The sequence below is a fragment of the Citrobacter sp. KTE151 genome, assembly GCF_000398845.1.
Lineage (GTDB): Bacteria > Pseudomonadota > Gammaproteobacteria > Enterobacterales > Enterobacteriaceae > Citrobacter > Citrobacter braakii.
On sequence record NZ_KB976063.1, the window covers coordinates 1,139,096 to 1,157,702 of the forward strand.

The 18,607-nt window shown below is 54.4% G+C and carries 20 protein-coding genes; all 20 read left to right on the forward strand.

Annotated elements, in window-relative coordinates; translation table 11 throughout:
* Positions 1 to 287: IS3 family transposase (locus tag WC7_RS15990; RefSeq protein ID WP_016152729.1), on the forward strand; the 287-nt coding region annotated here is incomplete at its 5' end.
* A 117-nt stretch (positions 288 to 404) separates the two neighbouring features.
* A complete protein-coding gene (locus tag WC7_RS15985) occupies positions 405 to 902 on the forward strand; it encodes a phage terminase small subunit P27 family (protein ID WP_016152730.1) in 498 nt (165 codons plus the stop codon).
* Positions 899 to 2,626, forward strand: coding sequence for a terminase large subunit (locus WC7_RS15980; RefSeq protein WP_016152731.1), 1,728 nt, complete (start codon positions 899 to 901; stop codon positions 2,624 to 2,626). Before WC7_RS15985 ends, WC7_RS15980 begins: the two co-directional genes overlap by 4 nt.
* Positions 2,620 to 2,799 carry a hypothetical protein gene (locus WC7_RS15975; protein ID WP_003832363.1) on the forward strand — a complete coding sequence of 60 codons (180 nt, stop codon included), beginning with the start codon at positions 2,620 to 2,622 and terminating at the stop codon, positions 2,797 to 2,799. Before WC7_RS15980 ends, WC7_RS15975 begins: the two co-directional genes overlap by 7 nt.
* Complete coding sequence (locus WC7_RS15970) at positions 2,799 to 4,058, forward strand: phage portal protein (RefSeq protein ID WP_016152732.1); 1,260 nt, start codon at positions 2,799 to 2,801, stop codon at positions 4,056 to 4,058. Before WC7_RS15975 ends, WC7_RS15970 begins: the two co-directional genes overlap by 1 nt.
* A gap of 36 nt (positions 4,059 to 4,094) precedes the next feature.
* Positions 4,095 to 5,015, forward strand: coding sequence for a S49 family peptidase (locus WC7_RS15965; RefSeq protein ID WP_016152733.1), 921 nt, complete (start codon positions 4,095 to 4,097; stop codon positions 5,013 to 5,015).
* Positions 5,016 to 5,087: 72 nt separating this feature from the next.
* A complete protein-coding gene (locus tag WC7_RS15960) occupies positions 5,088 to 6,374 on the forward strand; it encodes a phage major capsid protein (RefSeq protein WP_016152734.1) in 1,287 nt (428 codons plus the stop codon).
* 97 nt (positions 6,375 to 6,471) lie between these two features.
* Entirely contained in the window at positions 6,472 to 6,849 is a 378-nt protein-coding gene (locus WC7_RS15955) for a hypothetical protein (protein WP_016152735.1), read from the forward strand.
* On the forward strand, positions 6,830 to 7,147 hold the full coding sequence (locus WC7_RS15950) for a head-tail connector protein (RefSeq protein ID WP_016152736.1): 318 nt from the start codon (positions 6,830 to 6,832) through the stop codon (positions 7,145 to 7,147). Before WC7_RS15955 ends, WC7_RS15950 begins: the two co-directional genes overlap by 20 nt.
* Positions 7,144 to 7,494, forward strand: coding sequence for a phage head closure protein (locus WC7_RS15945; RefSeq protein ID WP_016152737.1), 351 nt, complete (start codon positions 7,144 to 7,146; stop codon positions 7,492 to 7,494). The genes WC7_RS15950 and WC7_RS15945 overlap by 4 nt, the downstream gene beginning before the upstream one ends.
* A complete protein-coding gene (locus tag WC7_RS15940; protein WP_016152738.1) occupies positions 7,463 to 7,852 on the forward strand; it encodes a hypothetical protein in 390 nt (129 codons plus the stop codon). Before WC7_RS15945 ends, WC7_RS15940 begins: the two co-directional genes overlap by 32 nt.
* Positions 7,849 to 8,253 carry an HK97-gp10 family putative phage morphogenesis protein gene (locus tag WC7_RS15935; RefSeq protein ID WP_016152739.1) on the forward strand — a complete coding sequence of 135 codons (405 nt, stop codon included), beginning with the start codon at positions 7,849 to 7,851 and terminating at the stop codon, positions 8,251 to 8,253. The genes WC7_RS15940 and WC7_RS15935 overlap by 4 nt, the downstream gene beginning before the upstream one ends.
* Before the next feature lie 33 nt (positions 8,254 to 8,286).
* Positions 8,287 to 8,769, forward strand: a complete 483-nt coding sequence (locus WC7_RS15930) for a hypothetical protein (protein WP_003832379.1) — start codon at positions 8,287 to 8,289, stop codon at positions 8,767 to 8,769.
* A gap of 62 nt (positions 8,770 to 8,831) precedes the next feature.
* The gene (locus tag WC7_RS15925) at positions 8,832 to 9,194 is read left to right on the forward strand and encodes a hypothetical protein (RefSeq protein WP_016152740.1); all 363 of its coding nucleotides are present in this window, start codon (positions 8,832 to 8,834) and stop codon (positions 9,192 to 9,194) included.
* A gap of 250 nt (positions 9,195 to 9,444) precedes the next feature.
* Entirely contained in the window at positions 9,445 to 12,747 is a 3,303-nt protein-coding gene (locus tag WC7_RS15920) for a phage tail tape measure protein (protein WP_016152741.1), read from the forward strand.
* Positions 12,748 to 13,080 carry a phage tail protein gene (locus tag WC7_RS15915; protein ID WP_016152742.1) on the forward strand — a complete coding sequence of 111 codons (333 nt, stop codon included), beginning with the start codon at positions 12,748 to 12,750 and terminating at the stop codon, positions 13,078 to 13,080. It abuts the gene before it with no gap.
* Between the two features lie 8 nt (positions 13,081 to 13,088).
* Positions 13,089 to 13,784 carry a phage minor tail protein L gene (locus WC7_RS15910; protein WP_016152743.1) on the forward strand — a complete coding sequence of 232 codons (696 nt, stop codon included), beginning with the start codon at positions 13,089 to 13,091 and terminating at the stop codon, positions 13,782 to 13,784.
* Positions 13,785 to 13,795: 11 nt separating this feature from the next.
* A complete protein-coding gene (locus tag WC7_RS15905; RefSeq protein ID WP_016152744.1) occupies positions 13,796 to 14,530 on the forward strand; it encodes a C40 family peptidase in 735 nt (244 codons plus the stop codon).
* Positions 14,428 to 15,105, forward strand: coding sequence for a tail assembly protein (locus WC7_RS15900; RefSeq protein WP_049268765.1), 678 nt, complete (start codon positions 14,428 to 14,430; stop codon positions 15,103 to 15,105). Before WC7_RS15905 ends, WC7_RS15900 begins: the two co-directional genes overlap by 103 nt.
* A gap of 71 nt (positions 15,106 to 15,176) precedes the next feature.
* Positions 15,177 to 18,557 carry a phage attachment tail tip protein J gene (locus tag WC7_RS15895; RefSeq protein ID WP_016152745.1) on the forward strand — a complete coding sequence of 1,127 codons (3,381 nt, stop codon included), beginning with the start codon at positions 15,177 to 15,179 and terminating at the stop codon, positions 18,555 to 18,557.
* The last annotated feature ends 50 nt before the right edge of the window (positions 18,558 to 18,607 follow it).

Consider the following 18,607-nt stretch of genomic DNA (forward strand, 5'->3'; position numbering starts at 1 on the left):
AGAAGGGCGTCCAGGGCTGGCAGTACCGGACGCCGATGTGGCGTTCAATGCTGGCAGATGCCGGAGTGACCCAGAGTATGTCACGCAAAGGGAACTGCCTGGATAATGCGGTGATGGAAAACTTCTTCAGCCATCTGAAGGTGGAGATGTATCACCGTAACCGGTATGACTCAGTGAATGTGCTGATGCAGGATATAGAAGGCTATATCTGTTACTTCAATAATGAAAGGATCAGCCTCAAAACAGGTATGAGCCCGGTGGAATACCGGGCATCAAGAGAAATGTAAAAAGTGTCCAGGTTATGGGGTTCAGTACAATCCCTGACCCCTTTCGCCTTTCAGGACTGCCCGCTTCCTCGTATTTTTATACCCGCGAAAAATGAAATTTAACCAGGAGTGTCGCTTATGGCTGGAACGGCGGGGCGTTCCGGGCGTCGCCCCAAGCCAACGGCGCGCAAGGAGCTGGCAGGGAACCCCGGCAAACGAGCCCTGAATAAAGAGGAACCTGTATTCACACCGATTAAAGGCGTGGCACCACCTGACTGGTTTTCTGAGGATGAAGGTCTGCCAATGGCGTCCGTCATGTGGGAACTGACCACGAAAGAATTATGTGGGCAGGGATTACTGTGTGTTACCGATCTTGCCGTACTCGAGCGCTGGTGTGTTGCCTACGAGTTCTGGCGCAGGGCGGTTAAAAATATCGCCAGAGATGGGTTGTCTATCACTGGTGCTATGGGGGGAAAGATAAAAAACCCTGAGCTAACAGCAAAGAAAGAGCAGGAATCGGAGATGAGTTCTACCGGCTCCATGCTTGGACTTGACCCCAGCAGTCGTCAACGACTGATCGGCCTTGCCGGACAGAAGAAAGCCTCTAACCCATTCCTGAAGATGATCAACTCATGAGCCGGAAATCGTACCCCAACGTAAACGCCGCGAATCAATACGCCCGCAACGTTGTGCGGGGGAAAATTCCGGCGTGCCAGTTTGTCATTCAGGCCTGCCAGCGTCATATCGATGACATGGCGGCTGAAAAGAGTAAGAAATTTCGTTACCGCTTCGATAAAGACATGGCAGAAAAGGCCGCGAAATTTATCCAGTTGTTGCCACATACAAAAGGAGAGTGGGCATTCAAGCGGATGCCGATCACTCTGGAGGCATGGCAACTGTTTATTGTGTGCTGCGCCTTTGGCTGGGTCCAGAAAGGGTCGAAGCTTCGACGATTTCGCGAGGTTTACACGGAGATACCGCGTAAAAATGGGAAATCAGCTATTTCGGCAGGTGTGGCGCTGTACTGTTTTACCTGTGATAACGAGTTTGGCGCTGAAGTATATTCCGGGGCCACAACTGAAAAACAGGCGTGGGAAGTATTCAGACCAGCTCGTCTGATGTGTAAGCGCACCCCGCTGCTGGTGGAAGCGTTCGGGATTGAAGTTAATGCGTCCAACCTGAGCCGGCCAGAAGATGGCGCGCGTTTTGAGCCGCTGATTGGTAACCCTGGGGACGGCGCTTCACCGCACTGTGCGATTGTTGACGAGTATCACGAACATCCCACAGATTCGCTCTACACCACTATGCTGACGGGTATGGGGGCGCGGCGACAACCACTAATGTGGGCGATCACGACGGCGGGTTACAACATTGAGGGGCCATGCTACGACAAACGGCGTGAAGTGATTGAGATGCTGAATGGCACAGTACCGAATGAGGAATTGTTCGGCGTGATATACACCGTCGACGAGGGGGATGACTGGACCGATCCTAAAGTGCTGGAAAAAGCTAACCCGAATATGGGCGTGTCGGTCTATCGTGACTTTCTCCTCAGCCAGCAACAGAGAGCTATTAATAACGCCCGTCAGGCTGGTGTATTTAAAACTAAACACCTCAACATCTGGGTTGCAGCCCGTGCTGCTTTCTACAACCTGGTTTCCTGGCAGAACTGTGAGGATAAGACACTTACGCTGGAGCAATTCGAAGGACAGCCATGTGTTCTGTCTTTCGACCTGGCGCGCAAGCTGGATATGAACAGTATGGCGCGGTTGTTCACCAGGGAAATTGACGGCAAGACACATTACTACAGCGTTGCTCCCCGCTTCTGGGTTCCCTACGACGCAGTATTCAGCGTTGAAAAGAACGAAGATCGTCGTACTGCGGAGCGATTTCAGAAATGGGTTGAAATGGGACTGCTTACAGTTACTGATGGCGCTGAAGTTGATTACCGCTACATCCTTGAAGAGGCCAAGGCGGCAAACAAGCTCAACCCAGTCAGTGAGTCACCGATTGACCCGTTCGGCGCGACGGGGCTTTCACATGATCTGGCTGATGAAAGCCTTAATCCGATCACTATTGTTCAGAACTACACCAATATGTCTGATCCGACGAAGGAGCTGGAAGCCGCCATTGAGTCAGGCCGCTTTCATCACGACGGGAACCCGATTATGAGCTGGTGTATCAGCAACGTCGTCGGGAAGTATTTGCCCGGTAATGACGATGTGGTTAAACCCATCAAAGAGCATAACGAAAACAAAATCGATGGCGCGGTTTCGCTGATTATGGCAATCGGACGGGCAATGTTGAATAGCCGGGCGAGTAATTCATCCGTTTACGACGAGGAAGATGTAGCATGCTAATGACGTTTTTAAGTTTTTTTATCGGCCTCGCCGGAGCCGCGTTACTGTCTGCCGGTGCCTGGCTTATTTCACCTGCAGCCGGGCTTATTACTGGCGGTTCAATCTGCCTGCTGTGGTCATTTTTAATCGCGAAATCAATGTCTGCCAGCGTAATTAAATCAGGGGGTGAATAATGTTCATTCCCCAGATGTTTCGGGGTAAATCTCAGTCTGGTGGTAGTTTCTGGCAGGCGATGCTGGGTGGTGTGAGTTCCAGCCAGAGCAAGGCGGGGATCGTTATCACTTCTGAAACCGCAATGGCGTTATCGGCGGTCCGGGCATGTGTAACGCTTCTGGCAGAATCGGTGGCGCAGCTGCCGTGTGAACTTTACAGGCGAGGCGCTAACGGAGGCCGTGAACGGGCGACTGACCACCCTGTATATGATCTGATTCATTCCGAGCCCAACAAAAAAGACACTTCATTTGAATACTTTGAACAGCAGCAGGGCCTGCTTGGCCTGGAGGGAAATTGCTACTCGATCATCGACAGGGACGGGAAAGGTTATCCCCGCGAATTAATCCCGGTTAATCCCCAAAAGGTCATTGTCCTGAAAGGCCCGGATGGGATGCCATATTATGAACTACCCGAAATTGGCGAAACGTTGCCAATGCGCATGATGCATCATGTGAAGGTCTTCTCACTGGATGGCTATATCGGCAGTTCCCCAATCCAGACGAACGCGGATGTTCTTGGGCTAAACCTCGCCGTGGAAGAGCATGCTTCTCAGGTCTTTCGCCGTGGTACAACGATGAGCGGCGTTATTGAACGTCCAAAAGACGCTCCGACGATCAAAAGCCAGGATGCTATCGACCGCCTGCTGGCAAAGTGGACGGACAGATATTCCGGCGTCAGGAACGCATTCTCTGTTGCATTGCTTCAGGAAGGGATGAGCTACAAACAGCTATCTCAGGATAATGAGAAAGCGCAGCTGTTACAGTCCCGTCAATGGGGCGTGGAGGAAGTGTGCCGGCTCTATAAAATCCCGCCCCATATGGTGCAGATGCTGGCGAAAGCCACGAATAACAACATTGAGCACCAGGGGCTGCAGTTTGTGATGTACACGCTGTTGGCCTGGCTGAAGCGCCATGAAGGCGCATTAATGCGCGATCTGCTTTTACCCAGCGAGCGCAGTGATCTGTACATTGAATTCAATGTTTCTGGCCTGCTGCGCGGTGATCAGAAGTCACGCTATGAATCTTATGCATTAGGCCGCCAGTGGGGCTGGTTATCGGTTAACGACATTCGCCGCATGGAGAACCTTCCACCCATCGCCGGAGGGGACAAATACCTGACGCCTCTGAATATGGTCGACAGTAAACAAATCTTACCTGGCGATAACACGCCAACAGCAAAACAACTGGCAGAAATCAACTCTATTCTGTCCAGAAACTGAATATCACCCGCAGTGCGGGCTGACCTGGTAAACATCATGACAAAAAATTTAATTAATCTGCCGCATCTGGCGGCTATGGTCTTTGGTGTTCCACATTACGTGACACGACAGACAATGGATTCTGTAAAAGCTGTGCTGGTTCCCCGTATTCAGGGATTATCAGAAGAGGCTGGAATTCACATGACACAGAATCCTGATAACAATCAGGCGCCAGATTTGGTTCAACCAGCTAGTGGAATGGCTGTTATTCCTGTTCACGGCATTCTGGTTCCACGTCGTGGGCAAATTACTGCAATGTGTTCGGAACTTACCAGCTATGAGCGCATACGTAGCCAGGTGCATGCTGCATTAAATGACCCTTCCATCAGTGAAATTGTGCTGGATATAAATTCTGGTGGTGGTGCGGCGGTTGGATGCAAGGAACTGGCCGATTATATTTTCCAGTCACGTCAAACTAAGCCTATTACTGCAATTGTGAACTACAGCGCCTATTCTGCGGCTTACTTTATCGCTTCGGCCTGCAGCAAAATTGTAGTCAGCCAGACCAGTGGAGTCGGCTCGATTGGAGTGATCATGGAACACCTGGATACTTCCAGGATGGAAGAGCAAATGGGGTTAACATTCACCACGATTTTTCGGGGAGATAACAAAAATAACGGTACACAACATGAGCCACTGAGTGAAGACGCTCGGGGAATGTTCCAGAGGATGATTGACGATATGTACGAGACGTTTATTACCTCTGTAGCGGAATACCGGAAACTTGCCCCTCAGACGGTGATTAACACACAGGCCGGAATCTATTTCGGCGCTGATGCCATTTCTGCTGGTCTTGCTGATGAAGTTTCGGATCCTCAGTCCGCGATTAATGCCATTGCGGCAAAGTACAAACAACCTCAACAAACCACTTCCATAAAGTTGCAGGCAGCCGCGATGGACCTGCAAACCAGAATGTAACCCGGCGCTAACGCGTCATTACCAGAAAGCAGCCAACAGGCTGCTTTTTTTATGCCAAAAAGAGAGAAAAACATGGATCATATTGAAGAATTGCGTCGTGAACGTGCGGGTATTAATCAGAAGGTTCAGGTACTGGCGGCAGTAGAAACTGGTGGCGGTACGCTGACTGCGGAGCAGTTAACCGAATTTGCCAGCCTGCAGCAGCAGTTCACGGATATCAGCGCCAAGATTGAGCGTCTGGAAGCGGCTGAACGTGCTGCAGCGCTTGTCGCCAAACCGGTTAAAGGCACACAGCAGACTCCAGGTATCAGCATTAAGGCTGAGCCAAAGCAATATACCGGCGCAGGCATGACCCGTCTGGTGATGTCGATTGCGGCAGCACAGGGTAACGTTCAGGATGCTGCTAAATTTGCAGCTGAAGAACTGAATGACCAGTCTGTCTCGATGGCCATCAACACTGCCGCCGCGTCAGGCGGTGTTCTTATTCCGCAAAACCTGCACAGCGAGGTGATCGAACTGCTGCGCGATCGCACCATCGTTCGTAAGCTGGGCGCGCGCTCCATTCCGCTGCCGAACGGCAACATGGCGCTGCCGCGTCTGGCAGGTGGTGCGACGGCGAGCTACACCGGGGAAGGCAAGGATGCGAAAACATCAGAAGCGCGCTTCGATGATGTGAAACTCACTGCGAAAACCATGATTGCAATGGTTCCAATCTCAAACCAGCTGATTGGTCGTGCTGGCTACAACGTGGAGCAGCTGGTCCTGCAGGATATTCTGACCGCGATCTCTGTTCGTGAAGATAAAGCCTTTATGCGCGATGACGGTACCGGTGATACGCCTGTCGGTATGAAAACGCGAGCAACTGAGTGGAACCGCCTGCTGCCGTGGGAAGCTGCTGCAGAGGTTAATCTGCAGACGATTGATACCTATCTCGACAGCATCATCCTGATGGCGATGGACGGGAACAGCAACATGATCAGCTGCGGCTGGGGCATGTCGAACCGTACCTACATGAAACTGTTCGGGCTGCGCGACGGTAACGGTAATAAGGTCTACCCGGAAATGGCCCAGGGGATGCTGAAGGGATTTCAGATTCAGCGTACCAGCGCTATCCCGGCAAACCTCGGTGACGCTGGCAAAGAGTCGGAAATTTACTTCGCTGACTTTAATGACGTGGTTATCGGTGAAGACGGCAACATGAAGGTGTCGTTTTCGCAGGAAGCCTCCTATCAGGACGGGGACGGAAATCTGGTTTCCGCGTTCTCCCGTAACCAGTCGTTGATTCGCGTGGTGACGGAGCACGATATCGGCTTCCGTCATCCGGAAGGTCTTGTTCTCGGGACAAAAGTGCTGTTTTAACCGGTCCTGCACTCTGTGCGACCACGGTCGCACAGCGTAAAAGCACGTAATTCCCCAAGCCCGCAGCAGCGGGTTTTTTCTTTTCAGGAGCAAAACGATGACGACGAAAGCGGCAAAAGCAGCGGCAGCGGCGGTTGCAGCCGGTGATGTGAAAAAGCCGGATGAACTGACGCCGGAAAATACAGTGGACGGGGATGACGGTCAGAATACTGCAGCGGGTTCAGGTGATACAGGTGTTGATCTGACCGGAAGTGAAACAAACGGGGCCACGGTCCTGACGGGAGCAGAAGTGATGCGGAAAGCGGTTTTTTTCCTGGGACCCTATCATCGTTATTCACGCGGTGATACGGCCTGTTTTGATACTGAGTACGCAGAAAAACTGGTTGAACGCCATATTGCGGTATGGCCAGAAGATGCGGAAAAGGCGCTGAGTCCCCGCAAGGGAGCCGATGACCATGATACTGACATTGGATGACGTGAAAACCCAGCTCCGTCTGGAGCCGGATTTCACGGAGCATGACGGCATGCTCACTAAAATGGTGGCGGCTGCGCAGAAGAGTATTGAACGTGACTACTACTGCAAACTGGTGGGAAGCGACGACGAACTGCAGGCGCTGCCGGAAGGTGTACGCGGTTTTGTGGCGGATGAAGATATCCAGCTGGCCATGCAGTATCTGGTCGGGGATGCGTATCTGAATGGTTTCACCGGTCAGTGGCTGGAGACGGCTCCGGTCCGGCATCTTCTTTTCCCGTTGCAGGAGAACACCGTATGAGCCTGAAGCCGGAAGAGATGACCTGCCGTCTTTCGATTGGGTATATGCAATCCGGTCGGGGACCGCTGGGTGAACAGCTGCCGGAGCAACTGGTCACGACCGGGAAAGCCTGGGCGAAGCGCGAGCTGGTCTCGGGCAGAAAGATCCGCACACTGGATCAACAACAGGTTGTTGAAACGTGTCTTTTTACCACTCATCCGAACCTGAATATTGATATCGACTGGAAAATAACGACGTCTGACCGGGTTTATACCGTTCGTAACGTCGAACGTCTTGCGGACCGCATCATCATCACAGGGGAGGCAGACGCACGTCATGATCGAGCTGGCATTAAAGGCAGCACTTGAACGCCTGACCGGGCTGGATGTTTACCCTCTGCTCCTGCCTGATGAGCTGCAGGAGGGAATTACTTACCAGTGTATCTCCGATCCGGAGCTGTACGCCGGACTGTTGCGCACAGGCTTGATTGCGGGTCGCTTCCAGATAGCGATTTATCTGCTTAATGACTACACCCGCCTGTTACAGCTGGATAAGAAAATCAGCGCGGAATGGACCGCTATCGTGCATGGCCAGCTGGAGGGCTTTCCCGTGCAGAATGTGGTCCGGGGTGGAATACAGCAGAGTAAATCGGTACTGACCAGCGGCAATATTCAGTACCGGCTCGTCCGGGATTTCACCTTTCACTACCGGGATGCCTCACCATGATCACTATGGACGTAAAAGGGCTGGACGAGCTGGAGCGGCAGCTTATCGCACTCGGTGAAAAGGTCGGCACGAAGGTGTTACGTGACGCGGGGCGTGAGGCGCTGAAAGTGGTTGAAGACGACATGAAACAACATGCCGGCTTCGACGATGCATCCTCTGCAGAGCAGCATATGCGTGATTCCATCAAAATTCGCTCATCCACGCGGAAAGGTCGCGGAAATACGGTGGTCACCCTTCGGGTTGGCCCCAGCAAGAAGCATTACATGAAAGCGCTGGCCCAAGAGTTCGGTACGGTGAAACAGGTTGCCGATCCATTCATCCGTCCGGCACTGGATTACAACGTCCGGCAGGTTCTGCGCATTCTGACCGTTGAAATCCGCAATGGTATTCAGAACAGGTAGCAACCGCTGCCCACTATTTAAGAGAGAATCATTATGGCTGATGAAAATAACACGCCAAAATCATCCCCTGAGTACGCAATGCTTCCTGCCGGGACGGTGGTGAAGTTCGGCGAGGTGGGGGCCGCTGTGGCGGCGCTCAAACCCCTGATTAACTGTAAGGCACTGGGCGCGACAGGTCAGACGGGAGGATTTGTCGACTGTACCACCCTGCTGGACAAGAGTAAGCAGTCGGTGTCAGACCTGCCGGAAGGGCCGGAGAAATCGCTGGGATTCATTGACGACCCGGAAAACGAAGATTTCACCGCGTTCCTCAATGCTGCAGAACAGCGTAAGACCGTTCAGTTTTATATTGAGCTGCCGAACAAAAGAACGGCTTCAATGATCCTTGCGCTTTCAGGCTGGCAGATGAACGAAATCACAGCGCCTGCCAGTGAAGTTATCCAGATTACGGTGCAGGGTAAGCAAAACAACATTAAATGGGGGATCGCCGCGCCGGCACCAGATGCCGGAGCGTAATCTGTTTCCCGATATACACCGCCTCCGGGCGGTTTTTTTTCGTCTGAAAAACAGGATACACCATGTCTGAATTTAGCCTCTCCGCACTGAAAAATGCACTGCTCAAAACGAAATCCACGCCTACTGAAACTGAAATTTTAGGCACAAAGGTTTTCCTGCGTCGGCTGACGGCGGCTGAGCTTATTGATCATGAAGATGCACTCATCGAGGCGCAGACCTCTGGCAATGCCCGCCTGGCGTCTGAGCTGAGCGTACAGATTGTTATCGACAGCCTGGTTCAGCCTGACGGCTCGCCGATTAAAGCCAAAGACAAACCCACGGCGAAGGAGCTGCTGGCGGCACACGATAACGTTGTGCTTCTGGATGCCATCGACAAAGTGAAAAAGCACGCCATCGGTAAGCTGGAAACCGCCGAAAAAAACTGAGTGACTCGCCCTGGCTGGAGCTGATTTTCTGGCTGGCCGACCGCTGGGGCGAGCCTGACCCGTCAAAAATTGCGGCGCTTCCGGCTGACACGCTTTTCCACTGGCGAGCTTTCTTCCTCAAGCAGGGCATTTTCAAAAAGCCTTGCCGGGAAGAGCCTGACAGTAATCCGCCCCCTGATAAATCCCCCACCGCCGCCGTGAATCCGAGTCTGGATGCGCAGTGTGCGGCAGTCATGAAGGTATTAATGTAATGGGTGACGTTGCCTCTCTTGCCGTTGGGCTGCATCTGAATGCAGCGAACTTTAAATCGCAGCTGATGAGCGCCTACGGCAGCGCAGAGAGTCAGTCACGCCAGTTTAATCGCAATGCCCAGGCTGATGCGAAAAAGACGGAGGATGCCTATAAGCGTGTTTCTGCTTCGGTATCAGGGCTGGCTGGCAGGCTGGCAGGTTTTGCCGGGGCGGGTTTATCGCTGGGCGCCATTATTAACACTACGCGGCAGTACAGCCAGTCGCTGTCGGATTTGCAGGCCATCACCGGTGCCACCAGTGCGCAGATGAAACTGTACGATCAGGCAGCGCAGGAAATGGGCCGCACAACGGAATACAGCGCATCGCAGGCTGCCGAGGCCATTAAGCTGATGGCTTCGGCAAAGCCTGAACTGCTGAGTACCTCTGCGGGGCTGACGGCGGCGACCAAAAGCGCGTTAACGCTGGCCCAGGCGGCAGGGACCACGCTTCCGGATGCCACCCGAACGCTGGCGCTGTCGTTAAACCAGTTTGGGGCGGGAGCCAGTGAAGCCGACCGGTATATCAATGTGCTGGCTGCCGGCGCGAAATTTGGTTCGTCGGAGATAGCCGATACTGCTGCTGCTATTAAAAATGGCGGGGTGGCAGCGGCACAGGCTGGCGTAGGTTTTGAAACCCTCAATGCCGCCATACAGGTACTGGCGGAGCGTGAGGTTAAAGGCGGCGAGGCCGGAACCGCGCTGCGTAACGTGATCCTGAATCTGGAGAAGGGAACCGATAAAACCCTGAAGCCTTCTGTTGTCGGGCTGAGTCAGGCACTGGAGAACCTGGCCGGGAAAAACCAGTCAACAAAGCAGGCCGTGAAGCTGTTCGGGGTGGAAAACCTCAGCGCGGCATCCATCCTGGTGCAGAACCGCGAGAAGGTGGAGTCGCTGACCGCCGCCCTGACCGGTACACAGACCGCACATGAGCAGGCCGAAATCAGGGTAAATAACCTCAACGGCGATCTTCTCAGCCTGACTTCGGCTTTTGAAGGTCTGATTATTAAGGTGGGACAGAGCGGAAACGGCCCGCTGCGCAGTGGTGTTCAGACCGTTACCGATGCCATTAATGGCCTGACGGATAATTTTAATACGGTCGCCAACGTTGCGCTGTATACGCTGATTCCTGTTCTGGCGACAAAACTGACGGCAGGTATCAGGGGCAACATCGGTGCCTGGGTGGAGCAGCAGCAGGCAGTCAGGGCCAGCGCGATGGCGCAGGCCGATATGGCGCGAAAAACGCTGGAAAGTACCGCCGCCACGCTGGCACAGAATAACGCAGAATTCGGGCGTTATCGGGAAATGGAGAAAAGTGCCAGACAATTTGGCCTTAACGTCAGTTATCAGAGTGAGTTTAACCGCTTAATCCGGCAGGAAACCGAGCAGACACTGCTCTCCACCCAGGCAAAGAGCCAGCTGAATGCTGCCAATAAACAGCTTTCCGTTTCAGCCCGCGCAGCCTCTGCAGCAGTAGGTATGGCAAGAGGGGCGCTGGCACTTGTTGGCGGTCCGGTGGGAGCGGCGATGCTGGCAGGTTCGGCGTTGCTCTATTTCCATAATCAGGCGAAGAATGCCCGTCAGTCAGCGATTGACCTGAAAAATGCTGTCGTTGAAACGAATGAAGAACTAAAAAAACTGTCGCTTAACCAGCTCAACGTGAAACAGCTGGATATTGATGAACAGTTTGAGAATCAGGTTATTCAGCGAAATAAACTGATTAAGGAAATTCAGGATGCGGACAGCCGTATCGATGGATTGAGCGGCTTCGACCCGTTCGGACAGCTTAAAGGCGTACAGAACGATAAAACCCGCTACAAAGGGGATCTGGATGCCGTTGAACAAGGGTTAAAACTCCTCAAGGAACGGCAAAAAATTGTCAAAGAGGCCATAGAGCAGGCTAAATCAGGGAAAACCGATCCCTCGCCGAAGCCGGATAAACCAAGGAATGAAACAGGGAGCGATAAACCCGATACCCCCTGGACCGGGGAAGGCGGGGATACTGGTAAGGGGCAAAAGGCGAAGGTTAACCATTATGAGCAACTGCGGCGTGAAATCGAAGCGGCGCATGCCTCAAGTCTCGGACGAATCAACCTGCAGGAGCAGGAAAGCGCCAGAAAACTCCTTGAAGCCGCCCGCGCTGACGGGGCCAGCGAGGCTGATATTCAGAAGACGTTGCTACTGAATGCTGAAAATTATCAGAAACAGCGCCTCGAACTGGCAGAACAGTATACGCCGGCCAGAGCCTCTCTGACGAAAGAGCGCGAAGCGAGCCAGGAGCTGAAGTCGCTCCTGGATGCCCGTCTTCTGGATGAAAAGGAATACCAGACGGCCAGAATCACGCTGGCACAAAGTACAGCCCGCGAACTGTTACAGGCACAGGCAGCGGCAATGTCTGCCCCTCTGATTGATATCGCCGGCACGGTTGATCCGCTGGCAGAACTGCGCAATCAACTGGCCGAGCGTCAGTCTTTGCTGCAGGCTTTTTATCAGAACGATGTTATCAATAAAGAACAGTACGAACTGCTGAAGCAAAAGGCTGACAAGGATTCCGCTGATGCGCAGTACCAGACGGCGGTGGAGCTTTATAAGTCGCAGGGAAACCTGAACAGCCTCGCCATTGGCCTGATGGAAACCACCCAGGAGCGAACCTCCAACATGCTGACCGGGATGCTGAACGGTACACAGACACTCCGGGACGGGATGATTGGGTTATTTTCCTCCCTGACACAGTCGGTGATTAAAAACCTTGTCGATATGGCAGCGCAGGCGCTGATTACTAACACCATTCTGAAATCCATTATGGGTATCGGCGGCAGTCTTTTGGGTGGTGCAGCCACCGCGAGTACCGGCACGGCCATCAGCAGTTTTGGCAGCAGTTTTAGTTTTAATGCGAAGGGCGGTGTTTATGACTCACCTTCATTAAGTGCCTACAGTAACGGCATCTATGACAGCCCGACCCTGTTTGCTTTTGCAAAGGGGGCAGGTGTGTTTGGTGAAGCTGGTCCGGAAGCCATTATGCCCCTTGCTAAAACGCCTGACGGTACGCTGGGCGTCAGGGCGCTGGGTGACCCGGGTTCCTCTGGTGGTGGTATGAATGGGTGGATTACTTATTCACCTGTGTATCACATTGCCATCCAGAATGACGGACAAAACGGGGAGATAGGGCCGCAGGCATCGCAGATGCTGGTCAGAATGATCGATACGCGCGTCATGAGCATCCTGAGAACTCAGGGCCGCGATGGCGGCATGCTGGCGGGAGGATAAGTGAAAACCTTTCATTGGGCACCCAGGGAGGGGATGCCGTCTTCTGTTTCCCCTTCAGTGACAACCATAAAATTTGGGGATGGCTATGAGCAACGTCGCCCGACCGGACTCAACCATCAGTTAATTAACTTCCAGCCTGTTTTCCGGACAACGTCGGACAATTCCCGCACCGCACTTGAAGCGTTTCTGGTCGAGCACGGGGGATATAAAGCCTTTCTGTGGCGACCGCCAAAATACAACCGCACGATTAAAGTTGTCTGCCGGGAATGGTCTGTTACGGACAACGTCACGTATTCTGATTTCAGATGTAAATTTGAGCAGGTTATTGCTTAAGGATCCTTATGCAGGATATTCCTCAGAACACCCTCAACGAAACCACGAAAACCGAGCAGTCTGCCCGCATTGACTTGTGGGTAATCGACCTGACGGCCTTTGGTGGCCAGCGTTACTACTTTTCAAATGAACTAAACGAGAAGGGAGAGCCGGTCACCTGGCAGGGCAGGAAGTATGACGTTTACCCGATACAGGGAACCGGATTTGATCTGGTAGGGAAAGGGACGTCTTCCCGACCGACGCTGGCGGTGTCGAACCTGTTTGGCATGGTCACGGGACTCGCGGAGGATGTGCAGAGCCTCGTCGGGGCCACGGTGGTAAGGCGCGTGGTATACGCCCGTTTTCTCGATGCGGTGAACTTTACAGGCGGCAATCCGGAGGCTGATCCGGAACAGGAAGTGGTCAGCCGCTGGGTGATTGAACAACTGTCGGAGCTGAAAGCCACCACGGCGACCTTCGTGCTGGCCACACCGACCGAAACGGACGGTAGCGTGTATCCGTCGCGGATCATGCTGGCTGATGTCTGCAACTGGACCTACCGTTCGCAGGAGTGTGGCTATGTCGGGCCACCTGTGGCGGACGAGTTTGATAAACCCACGACAGACCCTGCAAAAGATGCCTGCAGCAAATGCCGTACCGGCTGCGAGCTGCGTAATAACCTGCCGCGCATCGGCTGTTTCCTCTCCATTAACCGTCTTTCCTGATGGATACACCCATGAAAAAAACACTCCTGGCGCATGCTGTAGCATGCGCGCCGGCTGAATCGTGTGGCTGGGTGGTGAACACGCCCGCAGGGGAGCGGTATTTTCCCTGCCAGAATCTTTCCGCTGAACCGACTCTGTATTTCCGCATGGATCCGGCAGATTACCTTCAGGCGCAGGCGGCAGGCGATGTGGTGGCCCTGGTACACAGCCATCCCGATGGCCAGCCGTTTCTCAGCGATGTTGATCGCCGCCTGCAGGTGCAAAGTGGCCTGCCGTGGTGGCTGGTCTGCGATGACCGGATATACAAATTTCGCTGCATGCCATTCCTCACCGGGCGGGCATTTGAGCACGGGGGGACGGACTGTTACACCCTGTTCCGAGATGCGTACCATCTGGCGGGTATTGAGATGCCGGATTTTGCGCGGGGGGAGGACTGGTGGAAGCAGGGCGAGAATCTGTATCTGGATAATCTGGAGGCGACAGGTTTTTATCGGGTGAATGCTGAAGAGGCACAGCCCGGAGACATTCTGATTTGTTGTTTTGGTTCATCAGTTGCCAACCATGCCGCGATTTACTGCGGCGACGGCGAACTGCTGCACCATATTCCTGACCAGCTCAGTAAACGCGAGAGGTATTCTGAAAAATGGCAACGCCGCACACACTCGATATGGCGACACCGGGCATGGCACGACTCTGCCTTCACGGGGATTTACAACGATTTGGCCGCCGCTTCAGCCTCAGTATAAAAACGGGGGCCGAGGCCATTTACGCGCTGGCCATACAGGTTCCGGGCTTCCGGCAGAAAATGAATGATGGCTGGTATCAGATACGCATCGCCGGTCAGGATGTGGATGAAACCAGCGTGTCAGCCCGTCTGCATGAACCGCTGCCGGACGGGGCCATTATTCATATTGTCCCGCGTATGGCAGGGGCAAAATCCGGTGGCCTGTTTCAGGTCGTGCTGGGTGCTGTGGCAATAGGCGCGTCCTTTTTTACGGCAGGCGCTTCAATGGCAGCCTGGGGGGCTGCGTTATCTGCCGGTGGTATTTCGGTATCCTCAGTTCTGTTTTCTATGGGGGCAGCCATGATGCTGGGTGGTGTGGCGCAGATGCTGACGCCGCAGGCAAAAATCCCCTCGTCCCGGCAGACCGATAACGGCAAACAGAACACTTATTTTTCGTCACTGGACAACATGGTGGCGCAGGGGAATGCCCTGCCGGTGTTGTACGGTGAAATGCTGGTCGGCTCCCGCACGATCTCCCAGGAAATAAGCACACGGGATGAGGGCGGCGGCGGGCAGGTGGTGATCATCGGTCGCTGATTTACTGCAGCATATTTATATTAAAACAGAACCGCCTTCGGGCGGTTTTGTCGTTTCAGAGGGAACAGATTATGGGTAAGGGTGGTGGCAGCAGTAAAACGCCGCATGAGGCTCCTGACGACCTGAAATCCAGCCAGATGCTGACCGTTGTTGATGCCATCTGCGAGGGGCCGATTGAAGGTCCGGTGGACGGGCTGAAAAGTGTCAGAATTAACAAAACGCCGGTCCTCGACAGCGACGGTAATGCGATGGTTCACGGTGTCACCGTGGTTTACCGCGTGGGGGAGGATGAGCAGACCGCGATGGAGGGGTTCGAAGACTCAGGTGCTGAAACCCTGCTGGGTGTGGAGGTGAAGAAGTCAGAGCCGGTGACCCGCACCATTACCGCTAAAACGGTGGACCGTCTGCGTTTTACCTTTGGTGTGCAGTCTCTGGTCAGTACCAGTACCAAAGGCGACCGCAACCCGACCAGCGTACAGATGCTGATCCAGTTTCGCCGGGACGGGCTGTGGCGAACGGAACGGGATATCACCATTACAGGTAAAACAACCACGCAGTTTCTGGCATCTGTGGTGATCGATGATTTGCCGCCCCGGCCGTTTGAAGTCCGCATGCAACGTATCACTGATGACAGTACGACAGACCTGCTGCAGAACAAAACGGTGTGGTCGGGCTATACCGAAATCATTGATGTAAAACAACTCTATCCGAATACCGCCGTTATCGGGGTAAAAGTGGACGCGGAGCAGTTTGGCAGCCAACAGGTCACGCGAAACTATCTCCTGCGCGGGCGTATCGTACAGGTGCCGTCGAATTATGATCCGGTAAAACGGACGTATTCCGGGCTGTGGGACGGGACGTTTAAACCCGCCTGGACAGATAATCCGGCCTGGTGTGTGCTGGATATGCTGACCCACCCGCGCTATGGCATGGGAAGCCGCATCGGTGTTGCCGATGTGGACAAGTGGGCGCTGTATGCCATTGCACAGTACTGCGATCGGCTTGTTCCAGACGGTTTTGGCGGGACAGAGCCGCGTATCACCTGCAATGCGTATCTGACGGACCAGCGTAAAGCGTGGGACGTGCTGGGGGACTTCTGTTCCCTGATGCGCTGCATGCCGGTCTGGAACGGCAATACCCTGACCTTTGTACAGGACCGGCCCGCCGATAAAGTCTGGACCTATACGCAGAGTAATGTGGTGATGCCCGCTGACGGTGCGCCGTTCATCTACAGCTTCAGCGCCCTGAAAGAGCGCCATAATGCCGCCGAGGTCCGTTACACCGACCCGAACAACGGCTGGGAAACGTCCACCGAACTGGTGGAAAACGACGCTGCCATCCGGCGCTACGGTCGCAACGTCCTGAAGATGGACGCGTTCGCCTGTACCAGCCGGGGGCAGGCGCACCGCGCCGGACTGTGGGCCATCACCACCGAATTGCTGGAAACGCAGACGGTGGATTTTTCCGTGGGGGCCGAAGGACTGCGACATGTTCCCGGCGATATCATTGAGGTCTGCGACAGTGATTATGCCGGCGTGACCGTGGGCGGACGCGTTCTGTCGGTCGACAGCCTGTCCCGTACGCTCACCCTGGACCGCGAGGTGGAAATACCGCCAGGCGGCAATGTGGTGCTGAACCTGGTGGGCAGCGATGGCCAGCCTGTTACCGTCGCGGTCACTGCACATCCGGCCCCGGACCGCGTGACCGTCAGCCAGTTATCCGATGGCGTGGCGGCGTACAGCGTGTGGGGGCTGAAACTGCCGGACCTGCGCCAGCGCCTGTTTCGCTGCGTGGCCATACGGGAGAATGATGACGGGACGTATGCCATCACCGCCGTGCAGCATGTTCCGGAGAAAGAGAGCATCGTGGACAACGGTGCGAAGTTTGACCCGTTGCCCGGCACAGGTATCACGAACACCCCACCCGCTGTGCAGCATCTCACCACGGAGATTCTGGCAGAGGACGGGCAGTATCAGGCGCGGGCGCGCTGGGACACGCCGCGCGTGGTGAAAGGCGTTAACTTCTTCCTGCGCCTGACGGTGAAAGCGGAAGATAACAGCGACCGCCTGGCCAGCAGCCTGACCCTGACCGAAACGGAGCACACCTTCCGCAACCTGACGCCGGGGCGCTACACCCTGACGGTGCGGGCGGTGAACACCCAGGGCCAGCAGGGTGAGCCTGCCAGCACAGATTTCAGTATCGCCGCGCCGGCTGTACCGTCTTATGTTGAGCTGATTCCCGGCTATTTCCAGATAACCGCCACCCCGCGTCAGGCGGTATATGACCCCACGGTGCAGTATGAATTCTGGTTTACGGATACGCAGATAACCGATATCCGCCAGGTGGAAAGCGATGCGCGTTATCTCGGCACGGCGCTGTACTGGATTGCGGCAAACGCGAGTATCAAACCAGGTAAAGACTATTACTTCTATATCCGTGCCGTGAACCAGGTCGGGAAATCGGCGTTCGTGGAGGCTAAAGGCCAGGCCAGCAACGATGCGGCGGGCTATCTGGACTTCTTCAAAGGGGAAATCACCGAAAGCCACCTCGGCAAAGAACTGCTGGAGAAGGTGGAACTGACAGAAGACAACGCCAGCCGGCTGGATCAGTTTTCGGAAGAGTGGCAGGACGCGAACGGCAAGTGGAATGCCATGTGGGGCGTGAAGATAGAACAGACCGAAGACGGGAAGCACTATGTGGCTGGTCTGGGCCTGAGCATGGAGGATACGGAAGAAGGTAAGCTGAGCCAGTTCCTGGTGGCGGCTGACCGTATCGCGTTTATCAACCCGGCGAACGGCAATGAAACTCCGATGTTTGTGGCGCAGGGCAACCAGATATTTATGAACGAGGTGTTCCTCAAATATCTGACGGCCCCGAGCATCACCAGTGGCGGGAACCCGCCGACCTTTATGCTGACGCCTGACGGCAGGCTGACTGCCCGTAATGCGGATATCAGCGGTAATATCAGCGCGAATTCCGGCACCCTCAATAATGTGACGATAGCGGAAAACTGCACCATTAACGGGACAATGCGGGCAGAGAATATTGTCGGCGATATCGTTAAAGCCGTGGGGCGGGCTTTCCCCGGAAGCGCTAATTACCCGAATGGGACCCTCACGGTTCAGATACAGGATGACCACCATTTTGACAGGCAGATAATCATTCCCCCCATCACCTTTGCAGGAGGAAAGGCAAAATCAGAGACAAGCAACGAGATATGGACAGACTGTGGGCTTTTGGTGAAGCACAACGGCAGAGAGATATACAACGCAGAACCCGCGATTACAGCGAGATCATTCAGCAGGGTTCTTGATATGCCAGCCGGAGGTGGAAATGTGACGCTGAGCTTCACGGTGTCATCCAGGGGGTATGGCGGCGGGGCCTGGGCTGATATCAGCAACCTGCTGGTCATGGTGGTGAAGAAGAACAGCACGGGGATCAGCATTTACTGATACCTGAATCCAGAAACGAGCGCCTGAATGGGCGCTTTTTTATTGCTGAA

Excerpts from the sequence above, each read along its gene's own strand:
- WC7_RS15925 (WP_016152740.1), top strand. The coding sequence starts at position 8,832 with ATGTCTGAATTTAGCCTCTCCGCACTGAAAAATGCACTGCTCAAAACG.
- WC7_RS15910 (WP_016152743.1), top strand. The coding sequence starts at position 13,089 with ATGCAGGATATTCCTCAGAACACCCTCAACGAAACCACGAAAACCGAG.
- WC7_RS15960 (WP_016152734.1), top strand. The coding sequence starts at position 5,088 with ATGGATCATATTGAAGAATTGCGTCGTGAACGTGCGGGTATTAATCAG.
- WC7_RS15930 (WP_003832379.1), top strand. The coding sequence starts at position 8,287 with ATGGCTGATGAAAATAACACGCCAAAATCATCCCCTGAGTACGCAATG.
- WC7_RS15965 (WP_016152733.1), top strand. The coding sequence starts at position 4,095 with ATGACAAAAAATTTAATTAATCTGCCGCATCTGGCGGCTATGGTCTTT.
- WC7_RS15920 (WP_016152741.1), top strand. The coding sequence starts at position 9,445 with ATGGGTGACGTTGCCTCTCTTGCCGTTGGGCTGCATCTGAATGCAGCG.
- WC7_RS15975 (WP_003832363.1), top strand. The coding sequence starts at position 2,620 with ATGCTAATGACGTTTTTAAGTTTTTTTATCGGCCTCGCCGGAGCCGCG.
- WC7_RS15900 (WP_049268765.1), top strand. The coding sequence starts at position 14,428 with ATGGCAACGCCGCACACACTCGATATGGCGACACCGGGCATGGCACGA.
- WC7_RS15905 (WP_016152744.1), top strand. The coding sequence starts at position 13,796 with ATGAAAAAAACACTCCTGGCGCATGCTGTAGCATGCGCGCCGGCTGAA.
- WC7_RS15950 (WP_016152736.1), top strand. The coding sequence starts at position 6,830 with ATGATACTGACATTGGATGACGTGAAAACCCAGCTCCGTCTGGAGCCG.
- WC7_RS15955 (WP_016152735.1), top strand. The coding sequence starts at position 6,472 with ATGACGACGAAAGCGGCAAAAGCAGCGGCAGCGGCGGTTGCAGCCGGT.
- WC7_RS15945 (WP_016152737.1), top strand. The coding sequence starts at position 7,144 with ATGAGCCTGAAGCCGGAAGAGATGACCTGCCGTCTTTCGATTGGGTAT.
- WC7_RS15970 (WP_016152732.1), top strand. The coding sequence starts at position 2,799 with ATGTTCATTCCCCAGATGTTTCGGGGTAAATCTCAGTCTGGTGGTAGT.
- WC7_RS15985 (WP_016152730.1), top strand. The coding sequence starts at position 405 with ATGGCTGGAACGGCGGGGCGTTCCGGGCGTCGCCCCAAGCCAACGGCG.
- WC7_RS15940 (WP_016152738.1), top strand. The coding sequence starts at position 7,463 with ATGATCGAGCTGGCATTAAAGGCAGCACTTGAACGCCTGACCGGGCTG.
- WC7_RS15895 (WP_016152745.1), top strand. The coding sequence starts at position 15,177 with ATGGGTAAGGGTGGTGGCAGCAGTAAAACGCCGCATGAGGCTCCTGAC.
- WC7_RS15980 (WP_016152731.1), top strand. The coding sequence starts at position 899 with ATGAGCCGGAAATCGTACCCCAACGTAAACGCCGCGAATCAATACGCC.
- WC7_RS15935 (WP_016152739.1), top strand. The coding sequence starts at position 7,849 with ATGATCACTATGGACGTAAAAGGGCTGGACGAGCTGGAGCGGCAGCTT.